Source organism: Microcoleus sp. CAWBG58 (genome assembly GCF_020883045.1).
Classification (GTDB): Bacteria; Cyanobacteriota; Cyanobacteriia; order Cyanobacteriales; family Microcoleaceae; genus Microcoleus.
Genome location: NZ_JAHRFA010000055.1, coordinates 25,520 through 48,089, shown reverse-complemented (window position 1 = coordinate 48,089; position 22,570 = coordinate 25,520). Strand labels below are relative to the sequence as shown.

Sequence of the window (22,570 nt, the reverse complement as noted above, 5' to 3'; positions counted from 1 at the left end):
GCTATACTGCCACTAATTATTATACCTTAAAAAAACCTCAAATGATTGCTATACAACCATTTGAGGTTTTAAAAATTATGATCTTTTTGAAAATTAAATCCGATCGAATATCTGCGGAATGTGGGATTTAAACGATTCACCGGATTTTACCCTGAATCAATTCATGTAGATCGGATATATCAAACGCGAGAAAATAGAGCTTGGTGTAAAGAACTCGGCATCAGAATGAACGGCTTTCTTCCAGGAAGACCTCCGAAAAATCCGAGCAAATCAATGAAAAAACAAGCTCGATTAGACGAGGCAATTCGGAACTCAATTGAGGGAAAATTTGGAGAAGCCAAAAGAAGATTCAACCTCGGTAGAGTGATGGCTAAACTTGATAATACTTCTGAAACAAGCATCGCGATAACTTTTCTGGTAATGAATCTTTCTGCCCTGCTACGGCAGGCTTTTTGGCTTTTTTTCGGTCTATTTCAGACCGAAAAACCTTTTTCGATGTTTTTGGGCTTAAATCATTGGTAAAAGTTATGTTGTGCTATCATAAAATTTATAAAATTTATATTACCAAGACGATCTCAAATTCACTCATTTTTACTAAATGCTGTTTTCTGACTTTTTCAGCAAGCCCTACCTAAAAGTCAGAGGATTGGAGTAATGAATAGTCTGATTTTAATTTCTCCCTCAAAGGGAGAGGCTTTCAACCAATTCTTTCTGGTAAAGATGGTGATAAAAAAGACATTTATTCCATCCTCCAAAAACTGTTAGATATCTAACAGAATTACCTCCCAATCCATAAGTCCTGAGTTAGAAATAAGGCAACTTGTGTTGCCACACTCCTCCTAAAACCCCAAATCCACAGCAATTCGATGGGCACAAGCAAACCCAGAAAATGCCACCGCATTTAAACCTTGTCCGGGAAATGTACTATCGCCCACACAATACAAACCAGGCATAGAAGTTCGATTAAACGGCATCCCCAACAAACCCATTAATTTCTGGCGGGGAATCGGCCCGTAAGTTCCATCTTCCCGGCCCAAAAAGCGGCGGTGAGAACGCGCCGTCCCAACTTCCATATAATCCAAACCAGCATCTAAACCCGGAAAAATCTTTTCTAATCTGTCAATAATTCTGCCGCCTGCCTCTTCTTTTTTCTCCTCGTATTCCTGCTGAGAAAGTCCTTCCCATTCTTCCATCCAGCTAGAAGTAAAAGCATGAACGATATGATATCCTGCCGGAGCTAAATCTGGGTCGAGTACCGTTGGAATTGATACTAAAATAGTTCCTTCTGGGGCTTCCATTTTGTCCCAATCTTCTAACAAAATGTGGTGGCAGGCAGTACCAGCAGGGATGACGCTGGCTTCTACTCCTAAATGCAAGCTCAAGAAACTGGGGGCTTTTTGATAGCGCTGCTGCCATTTCTTCTCGCTAGCTGGCATCTCTTCGGCAGGCAACAATTTCTCGAAAGTATCCCAGCGCGTGGCGTTAGAAACTATCCGCTTTGCTCGGTAAACTTCGCCGGTTACTAGCTCGACTCCAACAGCGCGGCCGTTTTCTGTGATAATTTTTTTTGCTTTAGCTTTGTACTGAATTGTCCCGCCACATTTTTCTAATCCTTCTACTAATTTTTGGGCAATTTGACCGACTCCGCCTTTGGGATAATTGATACCGCCGTAATGCCTGTCGGAAAATACCATTCCGGCGTTAATCATGGGGGTTAAGTCTGCGGGTACTACAGACCAGTAGTAGCATTCCATGTCGATAAATTTTAGCAAAGTCGGGTCTTTTATGTAGCGCCGCGCAATGTCGCCAGTATTTTGAGGGAGATATTTTACTAATCCCAAACAGGCTAAGGGATTCTGAAAAAAGACTCGAACTAGATAGCCCGGTTCTTCTAGGGATAGCAATTCCATGCCGTTGAGGCAGTTGAATACGCTCCAGCATTCGCCGTAAAATTTCTGGATGCCTTCGCGCTCGTGAGGAAACCTGTCAATTAATTCTTGCAAGTATTTGTCATAAGGCTGGGGAACTTCCAGATCCAGACCTGAGGGTAAGTGATAGTGAAGCTGTACCGGGTCGGGAATTGTTTCTAGGCTGACGTTGACGGCTTTGAGGGCGCGGGTGAGGAGGTTGGTGGTGCCGCGCTGTCCGAACCCAAATATCATGGAGGCTCCAACATCAAATCTGTAGCCTTCTCGATCGAAATATCCAGCACTACCCCCCGGAATTGTGTAGCTTTCGAGCACCAAAACTTTGGCTTTCTTGGCTGCTAGCTGGGTTGCTGTCACGAGTCCGCCAATGCCGGAACCGATGACTATCACATCAAACTCTTGCTCTGTCGGGCGGGAGTTGGCGGAAAATAACTGGGATTGGGTAGGAGCTGACATTTGGTTAAAAATCTTAATATTTATACAATTTTACAGTCGATCGCTCCAGAAGGAAGAAGGAAGAAGGAAGAAGGAAGAAGGAAGAAACTATGCCCTATGCCCTATGCCCTATGCCCTATGCCCTATGCCCTATGCCCTATGCCCAATTCCCTATGCTCCTACGTCAAAAAAATGCGGGAACAGTCTACCATTGCCGACTGCCCCCGTCTGCCGATCCTTTGAGAGGAGAACACTAAAAATTACTATAGCCTTGTTGCTAATTTATGTCAATACTGTTGAAAAAATATTTCAATAAAGTGACGAAGGTCTACAAACAAAGAGACTTGTAGGATTTGAGATTTTAGATTAAACAATGGAAGATTGTGATAAGTTGCACAGAGCGATCGTTAGCGAAGCCTGCCCTACGGGGGCTACGCCAACGAAAACGATCGCACCGCATCAAATCCTTCAAATCTAGCAATTTCGCCAATTTCCTCATGCCCCTGCAACTGCGCGTTTACGTTCCGCCCCACCCGTTAATTAAACATTGGCTGGCTGTCGCCCGCGACGCCGCCACCCCATCGGTACTTTTTCGTTCTGCGATGACAGAATTGGGACGCTGGCTCGCCTACGAGGCAATTCGAGATTGGCTACCGACAGTGGAAACAACGGTGCAGACGCCTTTGAGCTCATCTCCGGCGACTTTTATCAACCCGGAAGCTCCGTTAGTTGTGGTACCGATTTTGCGGGCGGGTTTGTCACTGCTGGAAGGAATTCAGACGGTTGTGCCGCTGGCTTCGGTTTACCATCTGGGTATGGCGAGGAATGAGGAGACGCTGGAGCCGACTTGCTATTTGAACAAATTGCCGGCGCAGTTTAACCCCCAAACGCGGGTGATAATTAGTGAGCCGATGCTGGCGACTGGCGGGACGATTGTGGCGACGATGCAGGAATTGATTTCACGGGGAATTGACCAGAGTTTGATTCGGATTATTTGTGTGGTGGCTGCTCCTCCGGCTTTGAAACGGCTGAGTACGGAGTACCCGAGTTTGGTTCTTTACACGGCAACGATCGACGAAATAGTCAACGAACAGGGGTTTATTGTACCTGGTTTGGGTGATGCGGGCGATCGAACTTACGGCACTTGAACCAGGGAATTTTGGATTTTGGATTTGAGATTTTGGATTTTGGATTTTGGATTGACAGATAACTGTGGGGCTTCTATCCGTGTTTGGGTGAGGTGAGCAGTTTCTGGAATTGGTTGCGGAATCTCCGGGAAAAAAAGATGGGCCTGGTTTGGTAAAAGCAGGTACAGAGAAAGTTAAAATCCAAAATAGAAGTCAAAAATAAATAGCGTTTAGCACTCATTGCCCGTGAAACTTGATTCTGTACCGCCAAACTTGTCTGATTCTGACTCAGAAACCCCCAATTCTGATTTGCCACCACAAGTACAACTACAAAAACTTAAAGATACTTCTGAGATTTGTGCTGCTTTAACCCCTGAGCAGGCAGAAATTTCAGTGAGTGCAAATCCCGATATCTGTCAGGAAGAAAAGCAACTGAAGCCGAAGCATTGGGCAATTTTTGCTTCGACTTTTGCCACTATTTTTTTTGCGGAAGTTGGAGATAAAACTCAAGTTGCGATTTTGTTGATGACTGCTGAATCTCGGAATCCGTGGATTGTGTTTGCGGGTGCGGGTTCGGCTTTGATTGCAACAAGTTTGTTGGGAGTTTTGCTGGGAAGGTGGCTGGCTACTAGAATCGATCCGAAAACTTTGGAGAAGGCTGCGGGAGTGATTTTGCTGGCGATTTCGGCGGTTTTACTTTGGGAAGTGCTGGGTTAAACGATGTGCGTTTGTAGTGCGGACTTCAGTCCGCTTCGGCGGTTTTACTTTGGGAAGTGCTGGGTTAAACGATGTGCTTTTGTAGTGCGGACTTCAGTCCGCTTTATTATGCTGCGGACTGAAGTCCGCACTACAAACGGTTTTTGTGACGGTAATCAACCGGACACGATCTGACTGATAGTTAACAACATGGGTATGTGGAAAGAAATCGGGTTTCTCGAAGTTTGTGAGTAAGTTGTAAATTTCTAAATACCTAACTAAGAACTAAAAAAAATATGGATTGGCAACTTTTAGGAATAACCTTTATTACGGTGTTTTTGTCAGAATTGGGTGACAAAAGTCAATTAGCTGCGATCGCCCTTGGTAGCAGTTGCAACTCGCCGCGGGCTGTATTTTTCGGTACGGCGTCGGCGCTGCTGCTGGCGAGTTTCCTTGGTGTTTTGGTTGGACAAGGTACGGCGGAGGTGTTACCGGAGAGGTTGGTAAAGACGATCGCTGCGATCGGATTTGCGGTGATGGGCTTGCGCCTGCTGTGGCCAAAATCAGATGAGGCTGAAGCTTCCGAGTAGGATTTGCGATCGGGAAACTTGATATAGTTGACGATCGCTAAAATTCCCAAAAATTAACGGCGGGCGTAAATTCACGCCCGCCGCTACAGATTGAGTTTTTTCTCAATTCAACCTTTGAGGATTGTGTGAATTAAACTTGGTTTTGGTAGCACCAGCCCAGCAGCGTACCGCCGACAGCCAACTTTAGCGCTTCCAAAACAAAATATCCTTGGTGCAGTGAATTCATTCCAGCGGGCACTTCTGCTGCGGAGTCGAACAGATTTAGCTGAATTCCCAAGGCGCTCATTTGAGGTGTGAGGCCGTAGGTGTCAATCAGGGCGATCGCCAGAAGTACCAAAGATAATACGATCGCTGTGCGGCTGCGCTTGCCCGAGTCACCCATTAAATTGCTCAAAACCATCAAACCCGTTGCTACCAAGCCCGAACAGATTAACTCAACGCGGTTGAATCCCCAGAACATTAAATTTCCGGCTGCTGCAAAATCAGAAGATACCATCATGCCAGATACATAGAGACTGGGCATAATAACTAGATCGATAATCAGGCTACCGCTGAGCCAGAAAATTAAGGCTACCATGACAATTGCTTGCCAGCGGGGTCTGATTGATTCCACTCTCGACGATGTAATAGCTGTCATATAAATTAGACCCTCTAAAATTTTCTTCTGCCTTTTCTAGAGCTTAACTAACTTTTTTCTCAAATCGTGTTAAGTATTTTTAAATTAATGGTAACTTTTGTGTAACTGAATTAGAAGAATTGTTAAGCTGGTAGGTGTTTCTGTTGGAAGGCTTCGGTAGCCTGCGATCGCACAGCAATAGTTTAAACGTTGTGGCGATCGCAAACAACTATTGATAATTACTCATAGCAATATACCGATAAAATTTATGTGTTATTATTACAGTTAAATTGCCAAATATCAAAGATATTAGCCAATGATTGAAATAAACAAAATTCTGGAATTGAGTGCGGCAATAGCCAATCAATTTAAGCCAGAAAAAATAATTTTGTTCGGCTCTTACGCCTATGGGAATCCCACGAGCGATTCGGATGTTGATATGTTGGTAATTTTATCTTCAGAAGGTAATAATTTTCGCAAAACTTGGGAAATACTAAGTAAAACTCAACCGAAATTTGCTCTAGATTTATTAGTGCGAACTCCTGCTGAAATAGAACAACGGCTAGCTTGGAATGATTTATTTGTCAGGGAAATTAGCGAAAAAGGAAAGGTGATTTATGAATCCGCTGACACTTGAATTCATCGAAAAGCTTGCAAACAAATACGGTTGAGGTTTGGTTTGACTCGACAATACCTAAATTATGCTTTAATTTTATTTTAATTCTTCAGTCTGCGGAGGCAGACATCGTTTATACATACCTGGTTTCAACCACAGACTCTTATAAATATAGCCTTTCTCAAAAAAGTGATGTATGCCCGCTAATCCTATGCCCTATGCCCTATGCCCTATGCCCTATCCCCATGAGTACCTCATCTTTCTGAGAAAGGCTATAATATATGCCTAAATTTCAATTCTCATCTTGGCTTCCCCGTCTCCCTACTCAAGTGTGGATTCTCGCCGCCGGCAGATTCCTCTCCCAAAGCGGTAGCGGCTTTACTTTATTTTACGCGCCGATCTTTTTTGTCGATCGCGTCGGCTTGTCTGCAACTGCTGTTGGGATTGGTTTGGGTAGCGGTTCAATCTCGGGAATATTCGGCCGCATTTTGGGCGGTTCTTTTTGCGATTCCTTATTTTGGGGAAGGCGGCGAACTTTATTGCTGGCGGCAATGATTTCGGCTGTCGCTTCTTTTCTGTTGGCGGCGACTCATGATTTTCCAGGTTTAGTTGCTGCTAATTTATTGATGGGTTTTGGTGTGGGTTTGTATTGGCCTCCAACCGAAAGTATGGTTGCGGATTTAACTGAGGGCGCACAGCGACAGGAGGCTTTTGCTTTGACGCGGCTGGCTGATAATTTGGGTTTGCAAGTTGGGATTATTTTGGGCGGTGTTTTGATTGCGGTAACGGGGAATTATCGATCGCTCTTTATTATCGATGGTATCTCGTTTTTAGTGCTGTTTGCGGTGGTTTGGGGCGCAATTTCAGAAACCTACAAACCAGCTAACTCAACGGATACAAGCAAAAAAAATCTCAAAAATGGCTGGATGGTGGCGCTGGGCGATCGCACTTTGCTAGTCTATGCTTTAGTCAATACTCTGTTTACTCTCTACATTTCCCAAATTCAAACCACGATGCCGTTGTATTTTAGTAAGTTTGTGCCGGCGGGGACATCGGGAACAGGCTTTTCTACGGGTACAATTACGGTTTTGTTTGCTTTTAGCACATTTTTAACTGTGGCTTTGCAGATGCCGGTGGTTAAGGCTTTGAGGCGGTTTTCTCATCCGCAAGCTTTGATGATTTCGGCGCTGCTGTGGGGAATGGGGTTTATTGCGATCGGCTTGACGGGAATGGCTGCAACTGGCAATCTATTTTTAGCGGTTGTTGGCTTGACTTTTTTGTCGGTTGCTACTGTTGCTTATACGCCTTTTGCTTCGGCTTTGGTGGTAGATTTAGCGCCGGAGTCTTTGCGCGGCGTGTATTTAGCGGTTAATTCTCAGTGTTGGGCTATAGGCTATTTAATCGGCCCGCCACTGGGCGGTTTCGCTTTGGATCGAGGTAAATGGGGGGCGGATAATTTCTGGTTGGGCTTGGCTATTAGTGTGATACTGGCGATCGCAATTTTGCAAAAGGTCGATCGAATGTTAAAAAGTAGCAGTCATTAGTCATTAGTCATTAGTCGTAGGGTGCACCGCCACAAAGAATCCCTTAAAAAAATAGATGAGCTCACAGCGACGCACCTTACCATTAGTTATTATTTGTTGGAAATAACAAATAATTAATCACAAATAACTAATAACAACTAACTCATTTATTTTCTCCGATCGCCCAATTTGCGGTAAACCGCCCTCAAATCAACCTGATGGTGAGCCAAAGCAACCAAAGCGTGATAAAATAAGTCCGCAACTTCCCCGGCGATTCCGTCTTTATCGTCATCTTTGCAAGCCATCACAACTTCCGCCGACTCTTCACCAATCTTCTTGAGAATCTTGTTATCCCCGCCCTCGAACAACTTGCAAGTATAAGAAGTTTCGTTAGGATTGTCGCGTCGATCGCAAATTACGTCAAATAATTGAGATAACATATCCCCCGGCGGCGCCACAATTTCCCCGTCAACTTGGTGAAAACAACTTCTTTCACCCGTGTGACAAGCAATATCTCCCACTTGTTCGACAGTCACCAGCAAAGCATCGCTATCGCAGTCGTAACGCAGCCCTTTGACATTTTGAACGTGTCCCGAAGTCGCCCCTTTCGGCCACAATTCGGCGCGAGAACGACTCCAGAACCACGTTTGACCGGTTTCCATCGTTTTTTGCAGCGACTCCCGATTCATCCACGCCATCATCAACACTGTCCCGTCTAGGTAATCTTGGACGATCGCAGGCACTAAACCGCGATCGTCGTAACGGATCTTTTCAATTGGGATCGATCGGCTCAAACTAGACACATCATTAACAGACATAATTTTATTGCAGCTTTTCATATAAATTAACGCTTTCGTGTCAGATATTTTTTTTAAATTAACCGCAGAGAGCGCAGAGGACACAGAGAGAAGAGAGGAGATTAGGTAAGTGATGGGCAAATTGTCAAGAACTATTTTACAATTTATTACAATTGAGAGCTAGGAGTGCTAGTGCGACAAATCCTAAAAAACCCGAGCTAGTATTGCTACTGATTGGTTTGTATCCTAAAATCTACTACTATAGTTTCCTTGAATCGGCTTAGCCTTTAACCAGAAGTCGCTATATTAAGTATCCTACCAACAACAGACCTTCACTAAGGAGAAAACATTGGTTTCTACAACCTTGAAAACCACCAAATCAGAAGAAATTTTCGCCGCTGCCCAGAAGTTGATGCCCGGTGGCGTCAGTTCCCCCGTGCGCGCCTTCAAATCCGTAGGCGGACAGCCCATCGTCTTTGACAGGGTAAACGGAGCCTACATTTGGGATGTTGACAGCAACCAATACATTGACTATGTAGGTACTTGGGGCCCGGCTATCTGCGGCCACGCCCACCCGGAAGTCATCAAAGCCCTCCACGAATCCTTAGAAAAAGGTACGAGTTTCGGCGCACCCTCGCTGTTGGAAAACGTCCTCGCCGAAATGGTCATCGATGCCGTTCCCAGCATTGAAATGGTGCGATTTGTCAATTCCGGTACCGAAGCTTGTATGGCCGTTTTGCGGCTGATGCGAGCCTTCACCGGGCGCGACAAAGTGATTAAATTTGAAGGCTGCTATCACGGGCACGCCGATATGTTTTTAGTAAAAGCCGGTTCCGGCGTCGCAACTCTCGGGCTTCCAGACTCTCCGGGCGTGCCGAAATCCGTTACCGCCAACACCCTCAACGCTCCTTACAATGATTTGGAAGCAGTCAAAGCTTTATTTGCCGAAAATCCCGGCGAGATATCAGGTGTAATTCTGGAACCAGTTGTAGGAAATGCTGGTTTTATTACTCCAGATGCAGGTTTTCTTGAAGGTTTGCGCGAAATTACCAAAGATAACGGCGCTTTGTTGGTGTTTGACGAAGTAATGACTGGTTTCCGCATCGCCTACGGCGGAGCTCAGGAAAAATTCGGTGTCACCCCAGATTTGACAACTTTGGGTAAGGTTATCGGCGGCGGTTTACCGGTGGGAGCTTACGGCGGAAGGCGCGAGATTATGGGAATGGTAGCTCCCGCAGGCCCGATGTATCAAGCTGGTACGCTTTCGGGAAATCCTTTGGCGATGACTGCTGGGATTAAAACTTTGGAATTGCTCCAAAAACCCGGCACTTACGAACAGTTGGATAAGGTTACAAAAAAACTGTCGGAGGGATTGCTAAAAATTGCCAAGGAAGCGGGACACGCTGTTTGTGGCGGTCAAATTAGCGGGATGTTTGGCTTATTTTTTGCGGCGGGCCCGGTTCACAATTACGAGGATGCGAAGAAGTCAGATTTGACGAAGTTCAGCCGTTTTCATCGCGGAATGTTGGAACACGGTGTTTATCTGGCTCCTTCTCAGTTTGAGGCTGGGTTCACTTCTTTGGCCCATACTGATGAAGATATCGATCGAACTTTAGCAGCCGCGCGCGAAGTGATGGCTAGTATTTAAGGTTTGTAGTCAAGAATGCAAATGCTTAAAACTCAGAGATAAAAATTAAAGTCCTGACTGTTTTTTGCAGTCAGGACTTTAATTTTTAACGCATACCCAATCCGCGTTAAAAACCTCTCGGGGCTGATATCATTTCTGGTTGCACCGTCAGGTGATTTTACCGCAGATAACGCAGAGGACACAGAGAGAGAAAGAGAGATTAATACAGGACGATGCAATCCGATTTAATATGACCAATGACAACTGTCAACTGTCAACTAAAGAGGGCGGGCCCGCACCATCCACCACCCCTACAACTGTCAACTGATTACTTTACTCATTAAGAAATTCACCTTCACAGATAATCGAGTCTCTGTTCTCCAAATCTTCTTGATTCCAAATTGCATTTAATGCTGCCGAACTTAAGGAACTTGAGATCGTATTTAATGTGGTGTTGTAGTATTCCACAGCATTATTAAGTTCCACCTGTGGGGCTTCTTTGAAATAGGAATTAATATCAGGCGTGCAGCGTTGAGCTTGATAGTATAAATAAGCTTCAGCATTAATACACATTACGTGGTAAAAATCCCTATTTGCTGTTGCAATATCTCCCAACTTGTACAGCGCTAAACCCCGGTTGAGATAAGCTTTAACGTAGTTGGGATCGAGTTCCACTGCTTTGTTAAAGTCTTCAATTGCCAGCTCCATTTGTTTTAATTTATAGCGAACGCATCCTCTGTTATAATAGGCATAAACATTGTTGTGGTCGATGCCGAGTGCTGTGTTGTAATCGGCGATCGCCTGGGTGTTGTCTCCTAATTGGTGATAACAGAGTCCGCGATTTATGTAAGCTTTGATATATCTTGGATTTAACCGTAGCGTTTCGTTAAAGTTCTCCGTTGCTGCTTGTTTTTCTCCCAAAAGGTAGTAAGCGCGGCCTCGGTTGTAATAGGTTTTATAATTTTGCGAATTGATAGAGATAGCTCGATCGTAGTCTTCTATTGCTTCTTCGTAATGTCCTAAATTAGCAAGTACGAGTCCTCGGTTGTTGTAGATAGCGTGGCTGTCAGGCTTGTTTACTAAAGCACAGTTGAGATCGTCAATGGCTTTTTCATTTTCTCCGAGATGGCGCCAAGCATTACCGCGATTTAAATATGCCTCGAACAAATTAGGATTGATATCTAGTGCTTGGCTGAGGTCTGCGATCGCCTTTTGGTAATCTTTCATATAATAGTAAACCAAGCCCCGATTGTTGTAAGCTTTGGCATCGGCGGGATTGACTTGCAGTATCTGATGGAAGTCCTCCAGTGCCGCTTCGTAGTTGCCTTGTTTGGCGCTCTGTAACCCGCGCTTATAAACATGGTTGAGCTTCGATTCTTTGATGTTCATAGGTCAACTTTTATTCCTTGCTGGATTCTGGATTGATTCCTTTGCATTCAGTCTTGAGTTGGACAGGGGTTAATCTGTTGACAGAGCATCCACACAGCACCCAAATTAACTCTTAACTGATTCCAGGAAATCTAGCGGAAACAGGATTTTAGGTTTATCTTAACAGGAATTAAATCCTGTTAAAAGAGCCTGTACCTCGGCTGCATTTACTTGGTGAGTTCGATTTTTTACCGGATAGACTTCAATCTAAAATTGAGTTTTTGTTGGCGCTCTCTGTCTCTCGACGGCTGTGCCATACACCGATCGCTAAATTCAACTTGACGCGGCCGCGATCGTACACATCGCTCCACGTAGTTCATCAAGAGTAAAATTTATATCTTGATTGTCAAAATCAGTCTCAGTATTTCCCGCACCCAGTCTCTACAAACTTTTGGTGGGTAATTACCAATTCTAGATTACCAATTAACGATTGATTTCCTCTTCCACATAAACTCTCAATTTCTCCAAATCTGGAAGTTCGACCAATTCTTTTTCCTTTTCCTGAACAGAGATCGGCACCCTCACAGGTGTGCGCTGTTCTATCCAACAACTCGCCAGCGGCAAAGTTTGTTCCAAATCTTCCAAAGGCCTGGGAATTACCATCACGGCGTTCAACTCGCCAATGCGCTCGGCTTCGTACATCCCGGCTTCTACGGCTACTGCGACATCTGCGACTGCACCGCGAATAATTGCCGTGCACAAACCGGCGCCAATTTTCTCGTAGGCGGCCAAGTGTACGTCGGCGGATTTGAGCATAGCATCGCAAGCGCCGACCATTGCCGGAAATCCCCGCGTTTCGAGCAAACCGATCGCCTGATTGCTCAGTCGAGAAAAACTGCCACTTTCCGACAGTTCAGTCAGGCGAAAGCCGATCGGCAAAACCACTTCCAAATTAGCCAAAGGCCGAGGAATCACCAACTTAGAAACAAACTGTCCGAATTGTTCGGCTGTCTGAGCTCCAGCTTCCACAGCCAAACGCACGTCGGAAATTCTGCCCCGGACGATCGCCGTACAGTGACCGGAACCTATTTTCTCGTATCCTACTAAAATGACCCCTGCGGACTTCAGCATCATGTCAGCAGTCCCGACTATTGCCGGAAAACTCTTGGTAGATACCAAACCCAAAGCGGTGTCTTTGAAATATTCCTGGCGCTGCGATCGCTCGGAGTGACTGCTGTTACGATCTATTTGTCCGTCCATCTTCGATTACCCTTAGAAACTTCCAAACATAAAATTTTGTTGATAGTTTTAGTGTCTCAGATGAGAAGACAAACTGCACGAGCTGCAAGATACATATTTATGCTGCAAGACCTTAAAAATTGCTGAGCTACCAATAATATGAGCTTACCTATTTATATTTTTTGATTCTGCCTTCAGCATAGCTGCCTTTTGCACAAATGACCACGCCCCAAAATTAATACCAGCCCGACGCCATTCGTGGAGAGCAAAACAATTTATACCTCAGTTCAACCTCCCAGATGCAATGCTGCAAGTAAATCTCAAATTCTTCAATTCTTCAATTCTTCGATCGACCGATCGCTATCCGGTACCGCCCGAGAGAGTTTGACCGTTTTCCTGCGATCGATTAAAAGCTTGTCGGTGCGGAAACAGCGTCCCCAGCAACTGATTGATGTGAGCTTGACCGTACAGAATTGTTGGGACTTCTCCTGGTTGGGGCGGCGGATTTGCCGCAGTTTCTGGTGATGGATCTGGGGCTGCCTCGGGGGGTGTTTGAGGCTGTGTTTGGTCGGGTTCTGGCGGGTCTATCGGGCGATCGACTGTCGGTTCAACTGGTGGCGTAGTGGCTGTCGTGGTTTCCGGTGCTGCGGTTTGGGCTTCTGCGGTTTCTGCGGTGGGTTCTGCGGTGGGTTCTGCCGCGACTTGGCGGCTGGTATCTCCGATCAGAGAACCTGCGGGCAAAATTTGCATTTGGTCGATCGCAGGATTAATTAGCGTTGTTCCGGCCCCAATACAGGCATTTGCGCCGATCGTCCCCGCACCTACCACCAACACTCCTGCACCCAGCATTGCGCCCGCCTCGATTTCGAGAGTACCTTCACGGGCGTGAAGAATCACTCCCATACCGATACAGGCACCGTTGGCGATCGAGATCCGGCTACCCGGTTCTGCTTGCAGGATGACTCCTGGGGCGATCGCCACACCTTCATTCACAACTACATCGCCACTCATGAAAATCTGAGAGTTGCTACTTAATTGCAGTGGCGATAAATACATTCAACTTCACCTTGAAATGAGCTATGATTTTAGCTAAAAAAATACTTTAATTTATCGTTTTATCTAACGATTGATTTAACTCCATCGATCTAATAAACGATTATTTATTAATAATCAAAAGCTCGATTTAGACTTACACATGACCAGAAAGAATTGGTTGAAAGCCGCAACTATTTTAATGACAACTTAAAATCCGACTATTCATTACTCCAATCTCCTTCCTTCTTTTGTCAACTGTCAACCGTCAACTGTCAACTGTCAACTGATTCTCCCGCTAGCCCAACGCGAGCACTTAACGGGAGAAAGCAGCTAATTACCTGACAAATTATGGGCGTTGGATAATTTCTTCGAGTACCCGGCGCTTGGCCTTGGAGTCGATACCGAGCAAGCGGACGTAATCGCCACTGTGTTCTGTCATACAGCTTTCGAGAGCCGAAATTACTTCGGATTCGCGGCTGGTGGCGATCGGCGCGCAACTGCTCCAAGAACCCGTGCGGAAACGGCGCGCGTCGGCGTGTTCCGTGCCAATTTTGTAGCCTTGGGAGAGCAGGTTGCGGATTTGGTCGATCGTCTTGCCGGTCAACTTGCCACTTCCAGCCGAACCAGTCGTCGTGGCTTTGAATCCTGATGTTGCACCCGGTTTAGCCGATTGAGCCACAGGGCCGTCGGGACGCTGAATCAGTTCTTCAACTACGCGGCGCTTAGCTTTCGGGTCAATCCCGATCAAGCGCACATATTCGCCCGGATATTGGCTCATCACAGATTCTAAAGCGGCGATCGCCTCAGATTCGTTTCTGACTTGCAGCGAAGCCCCGCTTTGCCAAGAACTGGTACGGAAGCGGCGCGCGTCGGCGTGTTCTGTACCCACCTTGAAGCCTTGAGCTAGCAAGCCACGAATTTGAGCCACTGTTTCGGCGCTCAATTTGCTGGATGCAGAACCGCCATTTTGGTAAGCAGCTTGTCCAACTTTACCGTTAGATTTATGAGTTGTGGCGCCGTTACCGTTAGAGCCGTTGTCTCCTGGTCTTTGGACGATTTCTTCGAGTACGCGACGCTTGGCTTTGGTATCAATCCCGATCAAGCGGACGTATTCTCCTTGGTGATCGGCCATACAAGCCGACAAAGCTGCGATTACTTCAGAGTCGCGAGTTGAGGAAATGGGGCCGCAAGTGCGCCAAGAACCGGTACGGAACCGACGGGCGTCGGCATATTCCGCTCCCACACTGTATCCTTGGGCTAGCAAATTGCGGATGCTATCGGCTAGAGAGGAACTCAATTGGGTGCCGGCATAGGTAGAATAATTCATTTGAGTGATATTTGAGTTTTTAGCTTGCTCGTTGCGAATTGGTGCTAGACAAGCGATGTTGTCAGCGCAGCGATAACCCGTTCTCAGAGCGTCATTGATGCCGATGACGTGGGTCGCAAATTTAACATCTGAATCTTGAACGTCAGGCAGGCGATCGGCTTGTTGCTGATTAGTGATGATGGCTCCCGAAGGTATGTACTTACCGGGGGGAATCTCCACATCTTGAATTAATACGTGCATCATGACAATGCAGCCGTTGCCCACTCTGGCATTGAACACCGTAGAGCGAAAGCCGATAAAGCAATCGTCGCCCACGTAGGCCGGGCCGTGAATTAAAGCCATGTGGGTGAGGGAAGTATTTTTCCCCACCCAAACGGAATAGGAGTTGTTGTCGTCGCCTGTGACTCGGCCTTGTTCTAGGCCGTGAATCACTACTCCGTCTTGAATGTTGCTTTGTTGTCCGATATGAAACGGAGTGCCTTCATCAGCGCGGATAGATGTCCCGGGGGCAATCATCACATTTGAACCGATATGCACATCCCCAATAATGTTAGAAAAGGAATGTACGTAAGCGGTGTCGTGAATTTTGGGCTCAGCCAAGTTTTTCGACCAAGGCGTCGGGGGAGCCGCAACGCTGCGGACTGCCATAAATTAAGTTCTCCTAAACTGAAATTTTTTTGTTAGTTGTTAGTTGTTAGTTGTTAGTTGTTCACTGTCAACTGCTCTCGGAGTCAACTGCCAACTGTCAACTGCTTTCTGAGTTAACTGTTAACTGTCAACTGTCAACTGTCAACTGTCAACTATCAACTGCTTTCCTAGCGGTACGGGTCGTCTTTTTTACTGTAAATGAGGCGATTTTCTACATTGACAGTATCTATAATGCCTACTACTAGAGCATCTATCGGACGGTCTTCGCTCCCGGGCGCGATCCGGGCTCCGCTGCCGCGGGTGACTAAAACCCATTCATCTATACCAGCGCCCACACAGTCAGCGGCTACTTCATAGCCGGGAACTGTCGAACCTTCCTCATTGATGAATTGCAGCAGTAGAAATTTCGATCCTCTCAGCGTCGGCTCTTTTTGGGTACTGACAACTGTGCCGAGAACTTTGGCCATTTGCATTTTAGGTAATTGGTAATTGGTAATTGGTAATTGTCATTTTTTTACCAGAAAGAATTGGTTGAAAGCCCGCCCGCCCGATCGGGAGAAATTAAAATCAGACTATTTAATTTATTACTCCAATTCTCGGACTTAAGGGTAGAGGTCAACTGTCAACTGTCAACTGTTGAAAGTCACTTGTCTTTTTTAAACTAGGTTTATTCAGTCCCATGTCTTAATTGTAGAGTTTTTCGTCTAGTAACTAATGACTAATGACTAATGACTAATGACTCGTGACTTATGACTAATAACCAATATCCCATGCTTACCTCAATTAAAAATTAAAAATGCTAAATCAAAAACATCGCGATTTTGATTTTTTGATTTTTAATTTTTAATTACCAAACCCCCCAAACAGCCTTGAGCTTATCTTAAGATCTGTTGAGAGGACGAATGCCGCTCACGCCTTCGCGGAATTGTTCTACAGCTTCGGTGTAGCGAATTGGTAGGACGTACTCCAAGTTTTCGTGAGGACGGGCGATAATGTGGGTGGACATTACTTGTCCGCCGTTAACGCGCTTCACTGATTCTACTCCTGCGGCTACGGAAGCTTGCACTTCCGAGACATCTCCTCTTACAATGACAGTAACGCGAGCGCTACCGATTTTTTCGTATCCTACCAAGGTGACGCGGGCTGCTTTGACCATCGCGTCAGCGGCTTCTACGACTGCGGGGAAGCCTAAGGTTTCGATCATGCCAACTGCAATTGCCATTGGTTTTACTCCTAGTTAAATATTTGGGGAACTAAACTGTTAATTTTTGACGATCGCGCTGCTTTTCGTCAAACGTTTCGTCAAACGAGTTTTCAGCGCACTAAGAACTTAATAGCCTCGGAACTGCTCTACTGCTTCTGTATAACGAATTGGTAGAACGTATTCTAGGTTTTCGTGGGGGCGAGCGATGATGTGGGTAGAGACGACTTCTCCGCCGTTCACCCGCTTGACGGATTCCACTCCTGCTGCAACTGAGGCTTGGACTTCCGACACGTTGCCGCGCACAATTACGGTGACGCGAGCGCTGCCGATTTTTTCATAGCCCACGAGGGTAACGCGAGCAGCTTTGACCATAGCGTCGGCAGCTTCCACAACAGCGGGAAAACCTTTTGTCTCAATCATTCCCACGGCAATTGACATTTTTGAATCTCCAAGTTGAGGATTAGCGGAATTACCGTAACAAATCTTTGAGAAATCTAAAAATTTGGACGGGGAGGCCCACATTATTTAGGAATGCAGTCTAAAGCTTCCTATCCTTATAGAATAGGGGAAGCTGTCCACCTTGACAATATAAACTAACATCATAATGTTTAATAACAAAAATTAAATTTTTTTATGTTACTTATAATAATTTAATATTTATTTAATAATCTTAATATAAAGCGGAGCAGATGCGAACAGCGAGCTGGAAGCGAAGTAAGTATAAATACCTTTAAACTAGAGTTCGGTGGGTGGGGCTGGGGATCTGGAGTGTCAGTCAACTTGAGGATTTCCCAGGAGGGATCGCGGGTAAATAGATAAAAAAGACAGTCTTGGCCGAGATGCGGGCTTTTTTTTTTGAGTGCCGACCCCCAGCAACATTTAATTTTGTATTCAGAAAATACTAAGTTTTGGTGCTTTAATGTATAGTGAATTTTGGGTGCAAATTATTTTGCTAAAGCTATACGATCGGGTTTAGTCAAAGTTTTACGGTGTGGCGCGATCGCCCGGAACTGCCTTTGTATAAAGGTAGCCGGTAATTTGAAGTTTAATGGAATAAATTAAGTCAGTAACTCAGCCCTAAAGGGACTGAGCTTGTAAGAGAAATCGACCAAGCTGTGCTGACCAGCCTAAGACCTTAGAGGTCTACGTTATTTGAGTCACGACACCGGCGAATGCGACGCTAGTTTTGGGCTCTGTCATCTGCAATTAAACAGTATTAAAGTCACTGATACAGTGTTGCAGGTCTAAAAAGCTCTTATAACATTGGCGAAGCGAACATTACCCCGAAAGGGAGGCTCCACCAGAGCAAACATTATGCGTACAGGGTTGTGAGATTTGAGGTGGTAACTGTCCCGCCGAAAGTACATTACAAAAGTACACCAAGTCAAGCAACTCCAAGGCGGTAATGGATAAAAAAAAGATTCAAGGCGGTTGAAACCACCGGGTCGTTTCCCTCTCAGGTCTGAAGACACTGAGTTTCCCACTTACCGACTTTATTTTTATGACAGAATTTCTCCTCCAAACCTGTTGGTGGATACCTTTATATGGCTTAATAGGCGCCATTCTAACTTTGCCGTGGTCTACGGGAACGGTTCGCACAACAGGGCCAAGACCTGCGGCTTACTTCAATTTAATGATGAGCGTGCTGGCTTTCATCCACGGGTCAGTCATTTTTACAGCAACTTGGGATAGAGCACCCCAACATTTGCTCCTCCACTGGGTGCAAGCAGCAGATTTAGATTTGTCTTTTGCCATAGAAATCTCCGCGACCAGCGTCGGAGCAATGGAGCTAGTGACTGTTCTGAGTTTGCTAGCACAAATTTACGCACTGGGCTACATGGAAAAAGACTGGGCGCTAGCTCGATTTTTTGGGCTGCTCGGTTTTTTTGAAGCGGCAATTAGCGGGATTGCGATTAGTGACTCGCTGCTGCTAACTTACGGTTTGCTGGAAGTGCTGACGCTTTCAACTTATTTGCTAGTCGGATTTTGGTACGCTCAACCGCTGGTAGTGACGGCGGCTAGAGATGCGTTTTTAACTAAGCGTGTAGGAGATGTACCGCTGTTGATGGGAGTAGTAACGCTTTCAACTTTAGCCGGAAGTTTAAATTTTTCGGATTTAGAAGAATGGGCGGAAACTGCAACTTTATCTCCTTTAGTAGCGACTCTTTTAGGCTTGGCTTTAATTGCCGCACCTACAGCCAAATGCGCTCAATTTCCGTTCCACTTGTGGCTCGACGAGGCGATGGAAGGGCCCAACCCGGCTTCGATTATGCGGAATACCGTAGTTGTGGGTGGTGGGGCTTATGTTTTGATTAAACTTCAGCCTGTTTTAGCGCTGTCGCCGGTGACTGGTGTGGTGCTGGTGGTTTTGGGTGCGGTGACGGCGGTTGGGGCTTCCTTAGTGGCGATCGCCCAAATCGATATCAAAAGAGCACTATCGCATTCTACCAGTGCTTCTATGGGTTTAGTGTTTATCGCGGTGGGGCAGAATCACGTTGACATTGCATTGCTGCTGCTGTTCGCGCACTCGATCGCCAAAGGACTATTATTCATGAGCATAGGCTCAGTAATTGTCACAACTAACACTCAAGATTTAACAGAAATGGGTGGGTTGTGGTCAAAGATGCCCGCCACAACAATGGCTTATTTAGTAGGCGCTGCGGGGATGGTAGCCCTATTACCGATGGGCAACTTCTGGGTAATGCGACGGTGGCTGAACGGTTTTTGGACAGTGCCATTGTGGTTGGTAGTTGTGCTGCTGTTAGTTAACGGTTTAACTGCGCTCAATTTAACTCGCGTATTCGCCTTAGTATTTGTCGGAAAACCGCAGCCCAAAACTCGCAGAGCTCCCGAAGTCGGTTGGCCGATGGCTTTGCCGATGGTAATTTTGACGGTGATTGGGCTGTTGGTGCCTTGGATGTTGCAGCAGTGGCAACTTTTAATTAGTTGGACTGGGCCTTGGGCAGAAACTGGGGATTTTGATACTTTAAATTTGCTGCTGAAGACTCTAGATATTCCGCTGTTGGTGTTATCTGGCTTGATTGGGGTTGGCGTTGGCGTGGCGATTTATTGGTACAACGTTTTACCTCGACCGGTACGACTGCCGGTGCCAGCGGTGCAGGATTTGTTTGCTTACGACTTTTATATCGATCGAGTTTACCGCTTGACTGTGGTTTGGGCCGTGGCTTCTATTGCGAAAATCAGCGCTTGGACTGATAAGTATGTAGTAGACGGGGTGGTGAATTTGTTTGGTTTTGCCACAATTTTCAGCGGTGAAGGTTTGAAGTACAGCGGCACGGGTCAATCGCAGTTTTATGTGTTGACTATTGCTGCGGGAGTTGCTGGGTTGCTGGCGCTGATTATTTGGCAATTCTAAACCGCAGGTGTTGGTGGATAGACGGGGATTAATGCAGATAAATTGTTTTTGGTTTGTCTGCTTTGTCTCTAGTTTTATTCAAAGTCGATCGGCCACAATTCAATAACCGGAACTTCCCAACCGGGTAAAAGTTCTGGTATTGAAATCGTGTCGCCGTCTCTCAATACAACTGGCTCGGCTTTCGGACTGTAAATCGTTACTGTGCGTTTGTCGGGGTCGATTAATATTCCTACTTTTGCTCCCATTTCGATAAATGATATAATTTTGTCTCGGAGTGGTTTTAGGCGATCGGACTGAGACTTGATTTCTACTACTAAGTCTGGAACCAGTTCGGCAAAATACCGCTTGCTTTGTTTGAGACGTTCCGCTACCACAAAAGAAACATCTGGTGCTGTCAGATTTGAATTAGGAAGAATAAACCCCCCGCTGGACTCAAAAACTCGTCCAAGTTTCCGGGGTTTAACCCAATTTAGTAACAGTCTGCCAAATTCGAGTCCAATTTCGCTAGATATAATGTCTGATGGGCCCATAACAATAATCTTCCCGTCAACCAGTTCGAGTTGGTAGTCTAGATGTGCTTCCGAGAGTATAGCTTGCACTTGTTCCAAGCGAGCAACTGTTAGCCGCGTGGAAGGAGAAATCGATTTAATTTGCAAATCTTCTCGATCGGTAATAATTGAGGTCATAGGAGGATTCCAAAGACATTTGCATCTATGTTAACAAGAAAATTGGCCGATCGCTTTTTTATGCAGTGGCTTTGCGTTAATCTTAAATATAGTTCTAAATATTGTGTAATAAGGGAAAGTTTTAATTAATGCTCAGTGCTTTAATCTGGATACCAATGTTGGTCGCCGCCCTGATTGGGTTTTGGCCCGGTGCGATCGCCTCTAAAATAGTTCGGAATGCCGCGATCGCCATTGCGGGTGTAACTTTTATTCTATCGGTGTTTGTGGCAGCTCAGTTTGATGCCAACAGCAGCCAATTACAGTTTTCGGAATTTATTCCTTGGATCGATGATTTGGGATTTAATTACAATCTCGGCATTGATGGTTTGTCTCTGCCCTTGGTAATTTTAAATACCCTACTTACAGGTGTAGCGATTTACGCTACGGATGAGGCGATCCGCAGACCTCGACTTTATTATTCTTTGATGCTGTTAATTAGTGGTGGCGTCACGGGAGCTTTTTTATCTCAAAACTTGCTGCTATTTTTCCTGTTTTTCGAGGTAGAACTAATTCCGCTTTACCTGTTAATTGCAATTTGGGGAGGCGAGCGCCGAGGCTATGCAGCGACTAAGTTTTTAATCTATACGGCATTTTCGGGAATAGTATTGCTGGCTGCTTTCTTGGGTGTAGTTTGGCTGAGCGGTGCTTCTAGTTTTGATATGGTTGGTGCAGCCGGTGCATCGCATTTGGAAGGAGGCTCGCCGTTGCCTTTGGTCAGACAAATTGTATTGCTGGCTGGGATATTGCTGGCCTTTGGGATTAAAATTCCCTTAGTGCCTTTTCATACTTGGCTTCCGGATGCTCACGTAGAAGCTTCGACTCCGGTTTCAGTGCTGCTGGCGGGGGTACTTTTGAAGCTGGGAACCTACGGGATGCTGCGCTTTGGTATGGGTTTGTTCCCGGATGCGTGGGCGGTGGCTGCGCCTTGGTTGGCGAGTTGGGCGGTGGTGAGTGTGCTTTACGGGGCTAGTTGCGCGATCGCCCAAAAAGACATGAAAAAAATTGTAGCGTACAGTTCGATCGCGCACATGGGCTACATTTTGCTAGCTAGCGCCGCAGCTACTGAGATTAGTATGATAGGAACTGTGTTGCAAATGGTTAGCCACGGTTTAATTTCAGGGCTGCTATTTTTGAGTGTCGGGATTGTTTACAAAAAATCCGGCAGCCGCAACATAGATGTGCTCAAAGGTTTGTTCAATCCAGATCGCGGTTTGCCTGTAATTGGCAGTTTAATGATTGTCGGTGTAATGGCGAGTGCCGGCATTCCCGGGTTGTCGGGATTTATTGCTGAATTTTTGATATTTAGGGGCAGTTTACCAGTGTTTCCCATCCAAACTTTGCTCTGCATGATCGGGACTGGTTTGACTTCAGTTTACTTCTTAATTATGGTCAACCGTGCCTTTTTCGGCCGCCTTTCCGATTTGGTAGTCAATTTACCGCAAGTGCGCTGGGGCGATCGCATTCCTTCGCTAGTTTTAGCAGTAATCATCGCCATCATGGGAATACAGCCCGGAGTTTTAGTGGCTTTGAGTGAGAAAACTGCGATCTGCTTAGTATCGACAGTACCCGCACAAGTTCAACAAGTTGCTCAAAACTTGGAGTGATATCTTCCATAGGTTCGTAGTGAGGACTTCAGTCCTCTTCATAGGTTCGTAGTGAGGACTTCAGTCCTCTTCATAGGTTCGTAGTGAGG

21 protein-coding genes and 1 pseudogene are annotated in these 22,570 nt (G+C 45.8%); 11 read left to right on the top strand and 11 right to left on the bottom strand.

The features are described 5' to 3' along the window. Window positions 1-126: 126 nt before the first annotated feature. Window positions 127-522 (top strand): annotated as a pseudogene (locus QZ918_RS22395) (transposase); the annotation flags it as partial. A gap of 317 nt (window positions 523-839) precedes the next feature. Here QZ918_RS22395 and crtH read toward each other — a convergent pair. Further along, window positions 840-2,384, bottom strand: coding sequence for a carotenoid isomerase (crtH, locus tag QZ918_RS22390; RefSeq protein WP_293150678.1), 1,545 nt, complete (start codon window positions 2,382-2,384; stop codon window positions 840-842). A gap of 476 nt (window positions 2,385-2,860) precedes the next feature. On the opposite strand from crtH, the gene upp reads away from it, so the two are divergent. The 3 genes from upp (at window position 2,861) to QZ918_RS22375 (ending at window position 4,776) form a co-directional block, all read left to right on the top strand. Further along, window positions 2,861-3,511, top strand: a complete 651-nt coding sequence (gene upp, locus QZ918_RS22385) for a uracil phosphoribosyltransferase (protein WP_293338469.1) — start codon at window positions 2,861-2,863, stop codon at window positions 3,509-3,511. Window positions 3,512-3,736: 225 nt separating this feature from the next. After that, the gene (locus QZ918_RS22380; protein WP_293338465.1) at window positions 3,737-4,207 is read left to right on the top strand and encodes a TMEM165/GDT1 family protein; all 471 of its coding nucleotides are present in this window, start codon (window positions 3,737-3,739) and stop codon (window positions 4,205-4,207) included. 275 nt (window positions 4,208-4,482) lie between these two features. Continuing rightward, the gene (locus tag QZ918_RS22375) at window positions 4,483-4,776 is read left to right on the top strand and encodes a TMEM165/GDT1 family protein (RefSeq protein ID WP_293133962.1); all 294 of its coding nucleotides are present in this window, start codon (window positions 4,483-4,485) and stop codon (window positions 4,774-4,776) included. Between the two features lie 130 nt (window positions 4,777-4,906). Here QZ918_RS22375 and QZ918_RS22370 read toward each other — a convergent pair whose 3' ends face one another. Next, window positions 4,907-5,413, bottom strand: coding sequence for a DUF4149 domain-containing protein (locus tag QZ918_RS22370; protein WP_293338463.1), 507 nt, complete (start codon window positions 5,411-5,413; stop codon window positions 4,907-4,909). 295 nt (window positions 5,414-5,708) lie between these two features. On the opposite strand from QZ918_RS22370, the gene QZ918_RS22365 reads away from it, so the two are divergent. Together QZ918_RS22365 and QZ918_RS22360 are read left to right on the top strand one after the other, a co-directional pair. Beyond that, window positions 5,709-6,029, top strand: a complete 321-nt coding sequence (locus tag QZ918_RS22365; RefSeq protein ID WP_293338461.1) for a nucleotidyltransferase domain-containing protein — start codon at window positions 5,709-5,711, stop codon at window positions 6,027-6,029. Between the two features lie 260 nt (window positions 6,030-6,289). Then, a complete protein-coding gene (locus tag QZ918_RS22360) occupies window positions 6,290-7,552 on the top strand; it encodes an MFS transporter (RefSeq protein ID WP_293338459.1) in 1,263 nt (420 codons plus the stop codon). Between the two features lie 146 nt (window positions 7,553-7,698). On the opposite strand, the gene hisIE is transcribed toward QZ918_RS22360, so the two are convergent. After that, the gene (hisIE, locus tag QZ918_RS22355) at window positions 7,699-8,349 is read right to left on the bottom strand and encodes a bifunctional phosphoribosyl-AMP cyclohydrolase/phosphoribosyl-ATP diphosphatase HisIE (protein ID WP_293150663.1); all 651 of its coding nucleotides are present in this window, start codon (window positions 8,347-8,349) and stop codon (window positions 7,699-7,701) included. A 328-nt stretch (window positions 8,350-8,677) separates the two neighbouring features. Between hisIE and hemL the strand changes: the two genes are divergently transcribed. Then, on the top strand, window positions 8,678-9,976 hold the full coding sequence (gene hemL / locus QZ918_RS22350) for a glutamate-1-semialdehyde 2,1-aminomutase (RefSeq protein WP_293338457.1): 1,299 nt from the start codon (window positions 8,678-8,680) through the stop codon (window positions 9,974-9,976). Between the two features lie 312 nt (window positions 9,977-10,288). Here hemL and QZ918_RS22345 read toward each other — a convergent pair whose 3' ends face one another. The 3 genes from QZ918_RS22345 to ccmN form a co-directional block, all read right to left on the bottom strand. Beyond that, the gene (locus tag QZ918_RS22345) at window positions 10,289-11,344 is read right to left on the bottom strand and encodes a tetratricopeptide repeat protein (protein ID WP_293338455.1); all 1,056 of its coding nucleotides are present in this window, start codon (window positions 11,342-11,344) and stop codon (window positions 10,289-10,291) included. Window positions 11,345-11,806: 462 nt separating this feature from the next. Further along, window positions 11,807-12,583, bottom strand: a complete 777-nt coding sequence (ccmO, locus tag QZ918_RS22340) for a beta-carboxysome assembly protein CcmO (RefSeq protein ID WP_293338453.1) — start codon at window positions 12,581-12,583, stop codon at window positions 11,807-11,809. Between the two features lie 339 nt (window positions 12,584-12,922). Beyond that, on the bottom strand, window positions 12,923-13,618 hold the full coding sequence (gene ccmN / locus QZ918_RS22335; RefSeq protein ID WP_293338451.1) for a beta-carboxysome scaffolding protein CcmN: 696 nt from the start codon (window positions 13,616-13,618) through the stop codon (window positions 12,923-12,925). Between the two features lie 153 nt (window positions 13,619-13,771). On the opposite strand from ccmN, the gene QZ918_RS22330 reads away from it, so the two are divergent. Next, window positions 13,772-13,939 carry a hypothetical protein gene (locus tag QZ918_RS22330; protein ID WP_293338449.1) on the top strand — a complete coding sequence of 56 codons (168 nt, stop codon included), beginning with the start codon at window positions 13,772-13,774 and terminating at the stop codon, window positions 13,937-13,939. Between the two features lie 4 nt (window positions 13,940-13,943). On the opposite strand, the gene ccmM is transcribed toward QZ918_RS22330, so the two are convergent. Together ccmM and ccmL are read right to left on the bottom strand one after the other, a co-directional pair. Continuing rightward, window positions 13,944-15,572, bottom strand: coding sequence for a beta-carboxysome scaffolding protein CcmM (gene ccmM / locus QZ918_RS22325; protein ID WP_293338447.1), 1,629 nt, complete (start codon window positions 15,570-15,572; stop codon window positions 13,944-13,946). A 167-nt stretch (window positions 15,573-15,739) separates the two neighbouring features. Next, on the bottom strand, window positions 15,740-16,045 hold the full coding sequence (ccmL, locus tag QZ918_RS22320) for a beta-carboxysome shell vertex protein CcmL (RefSeq protein WP_293338445.1): 306 nt from the start codon (window positions 16,043-16,045) through the stop codon (window positions 15,740-15,742). A gap of 30 nt (window positions 16,046-16,075) precedes the next feature. Here ccmL and QZ918_RS22315 point away from each other — a divergent pair, with 30 nt between their 5' ends. Next, entirely contained in the window at window positions 16,076-16,237 is a 162-nt protein-coding gene (locus tag QZ918_RS22315; RefSeq protein WP_293338443.1) for a hypothetical protein, read from the top strand. Window positions 16,238-16,452: 215 nt separating this feature from the next. Here the strand turns inward: QZ918_RS22315 and QZ918_RS22310 are convergent, their stop codons facing one another. Next, window positions 16,453-16,794 carry a carbon dioxide-concentrating mechanism protein CcmK gene (locus QZ918_RS22310; RefSeq protein ID WP_006635058.1) on the bottom strand — a complete coding sequence of 114 codons (342 nt, stop codon included), beginning with the start codon at window positions 16,792-16,794 and terminating at the stop codon, window positions 16,453-16,455. A gap of 108 nt (window positions 16,795-16,902) precedes the next feature. Next, complete coding sequence (locus QZ918_RS22305; RefSeq protein ID WP_006635059.1) at window positions 16,903-17,214, bottom strand: carbon dioxide-concentrating mechanism protein CcmK; 312 nt, start codon at window positions 17,212-17,214, stop codon at window positions 16,903-16,905. A 1,063-nt stretch (window positions 17,215-18,277) separates the two neighbouring features. Between QZ918_RS22305 and QZ918_RS22300 the strand changes: the two genes are divergently transcribed. Beyond that, window positions 18,278-20,152 carry an NAD(P)H-quinone oxidoreductase subunit F gene (locus QZ918_RS22300; RefSeq protein ID WP_293338441.1) on the top strand — a complete coding sequence of 625 codons (1,875 nt, stop codon included), beginning with the start codon at window positions 18,278-18,280 and terminating at the stop codon, window positions 20,150-20,152. 74 nt (window positions 20,153-20,226) lie between these two features. Here the strand turns inward: QZ918_RS22300 and QZ918_RS22295 are convergent, their stop codons facing one another. After that, complete coding sequence (locus QZ918_RS22295; RefSeq protein WP_293338439.1) at window positions 20,227-20,838, bottom strand: Uma2 family endonuclease; 612 nt, start codon at window positions 20,836-20,838, stop codon at window positions 20,227-20,229. Window positions 20,839-20,966: 128 nt separating this feature from the next. On the opposite strand from QZ918_RS22295, the gene QZ918_RS22290 reads away from it, so the two are divergent. Continuing rightward, window positions 20,967-22,481, top strand: a complete 1,515-nt coding sequence (locus QZ918_RS22290; protein ID WP_293338437.1) for an NADH-quinone oxidoreductase subunit M — start codon at window positions 20,967-20,969, stop codon at window positions 22,479-22,481. The last annotated feature ends 89 nt before the right edge of the window (window positions 22,482-22,570 follow it).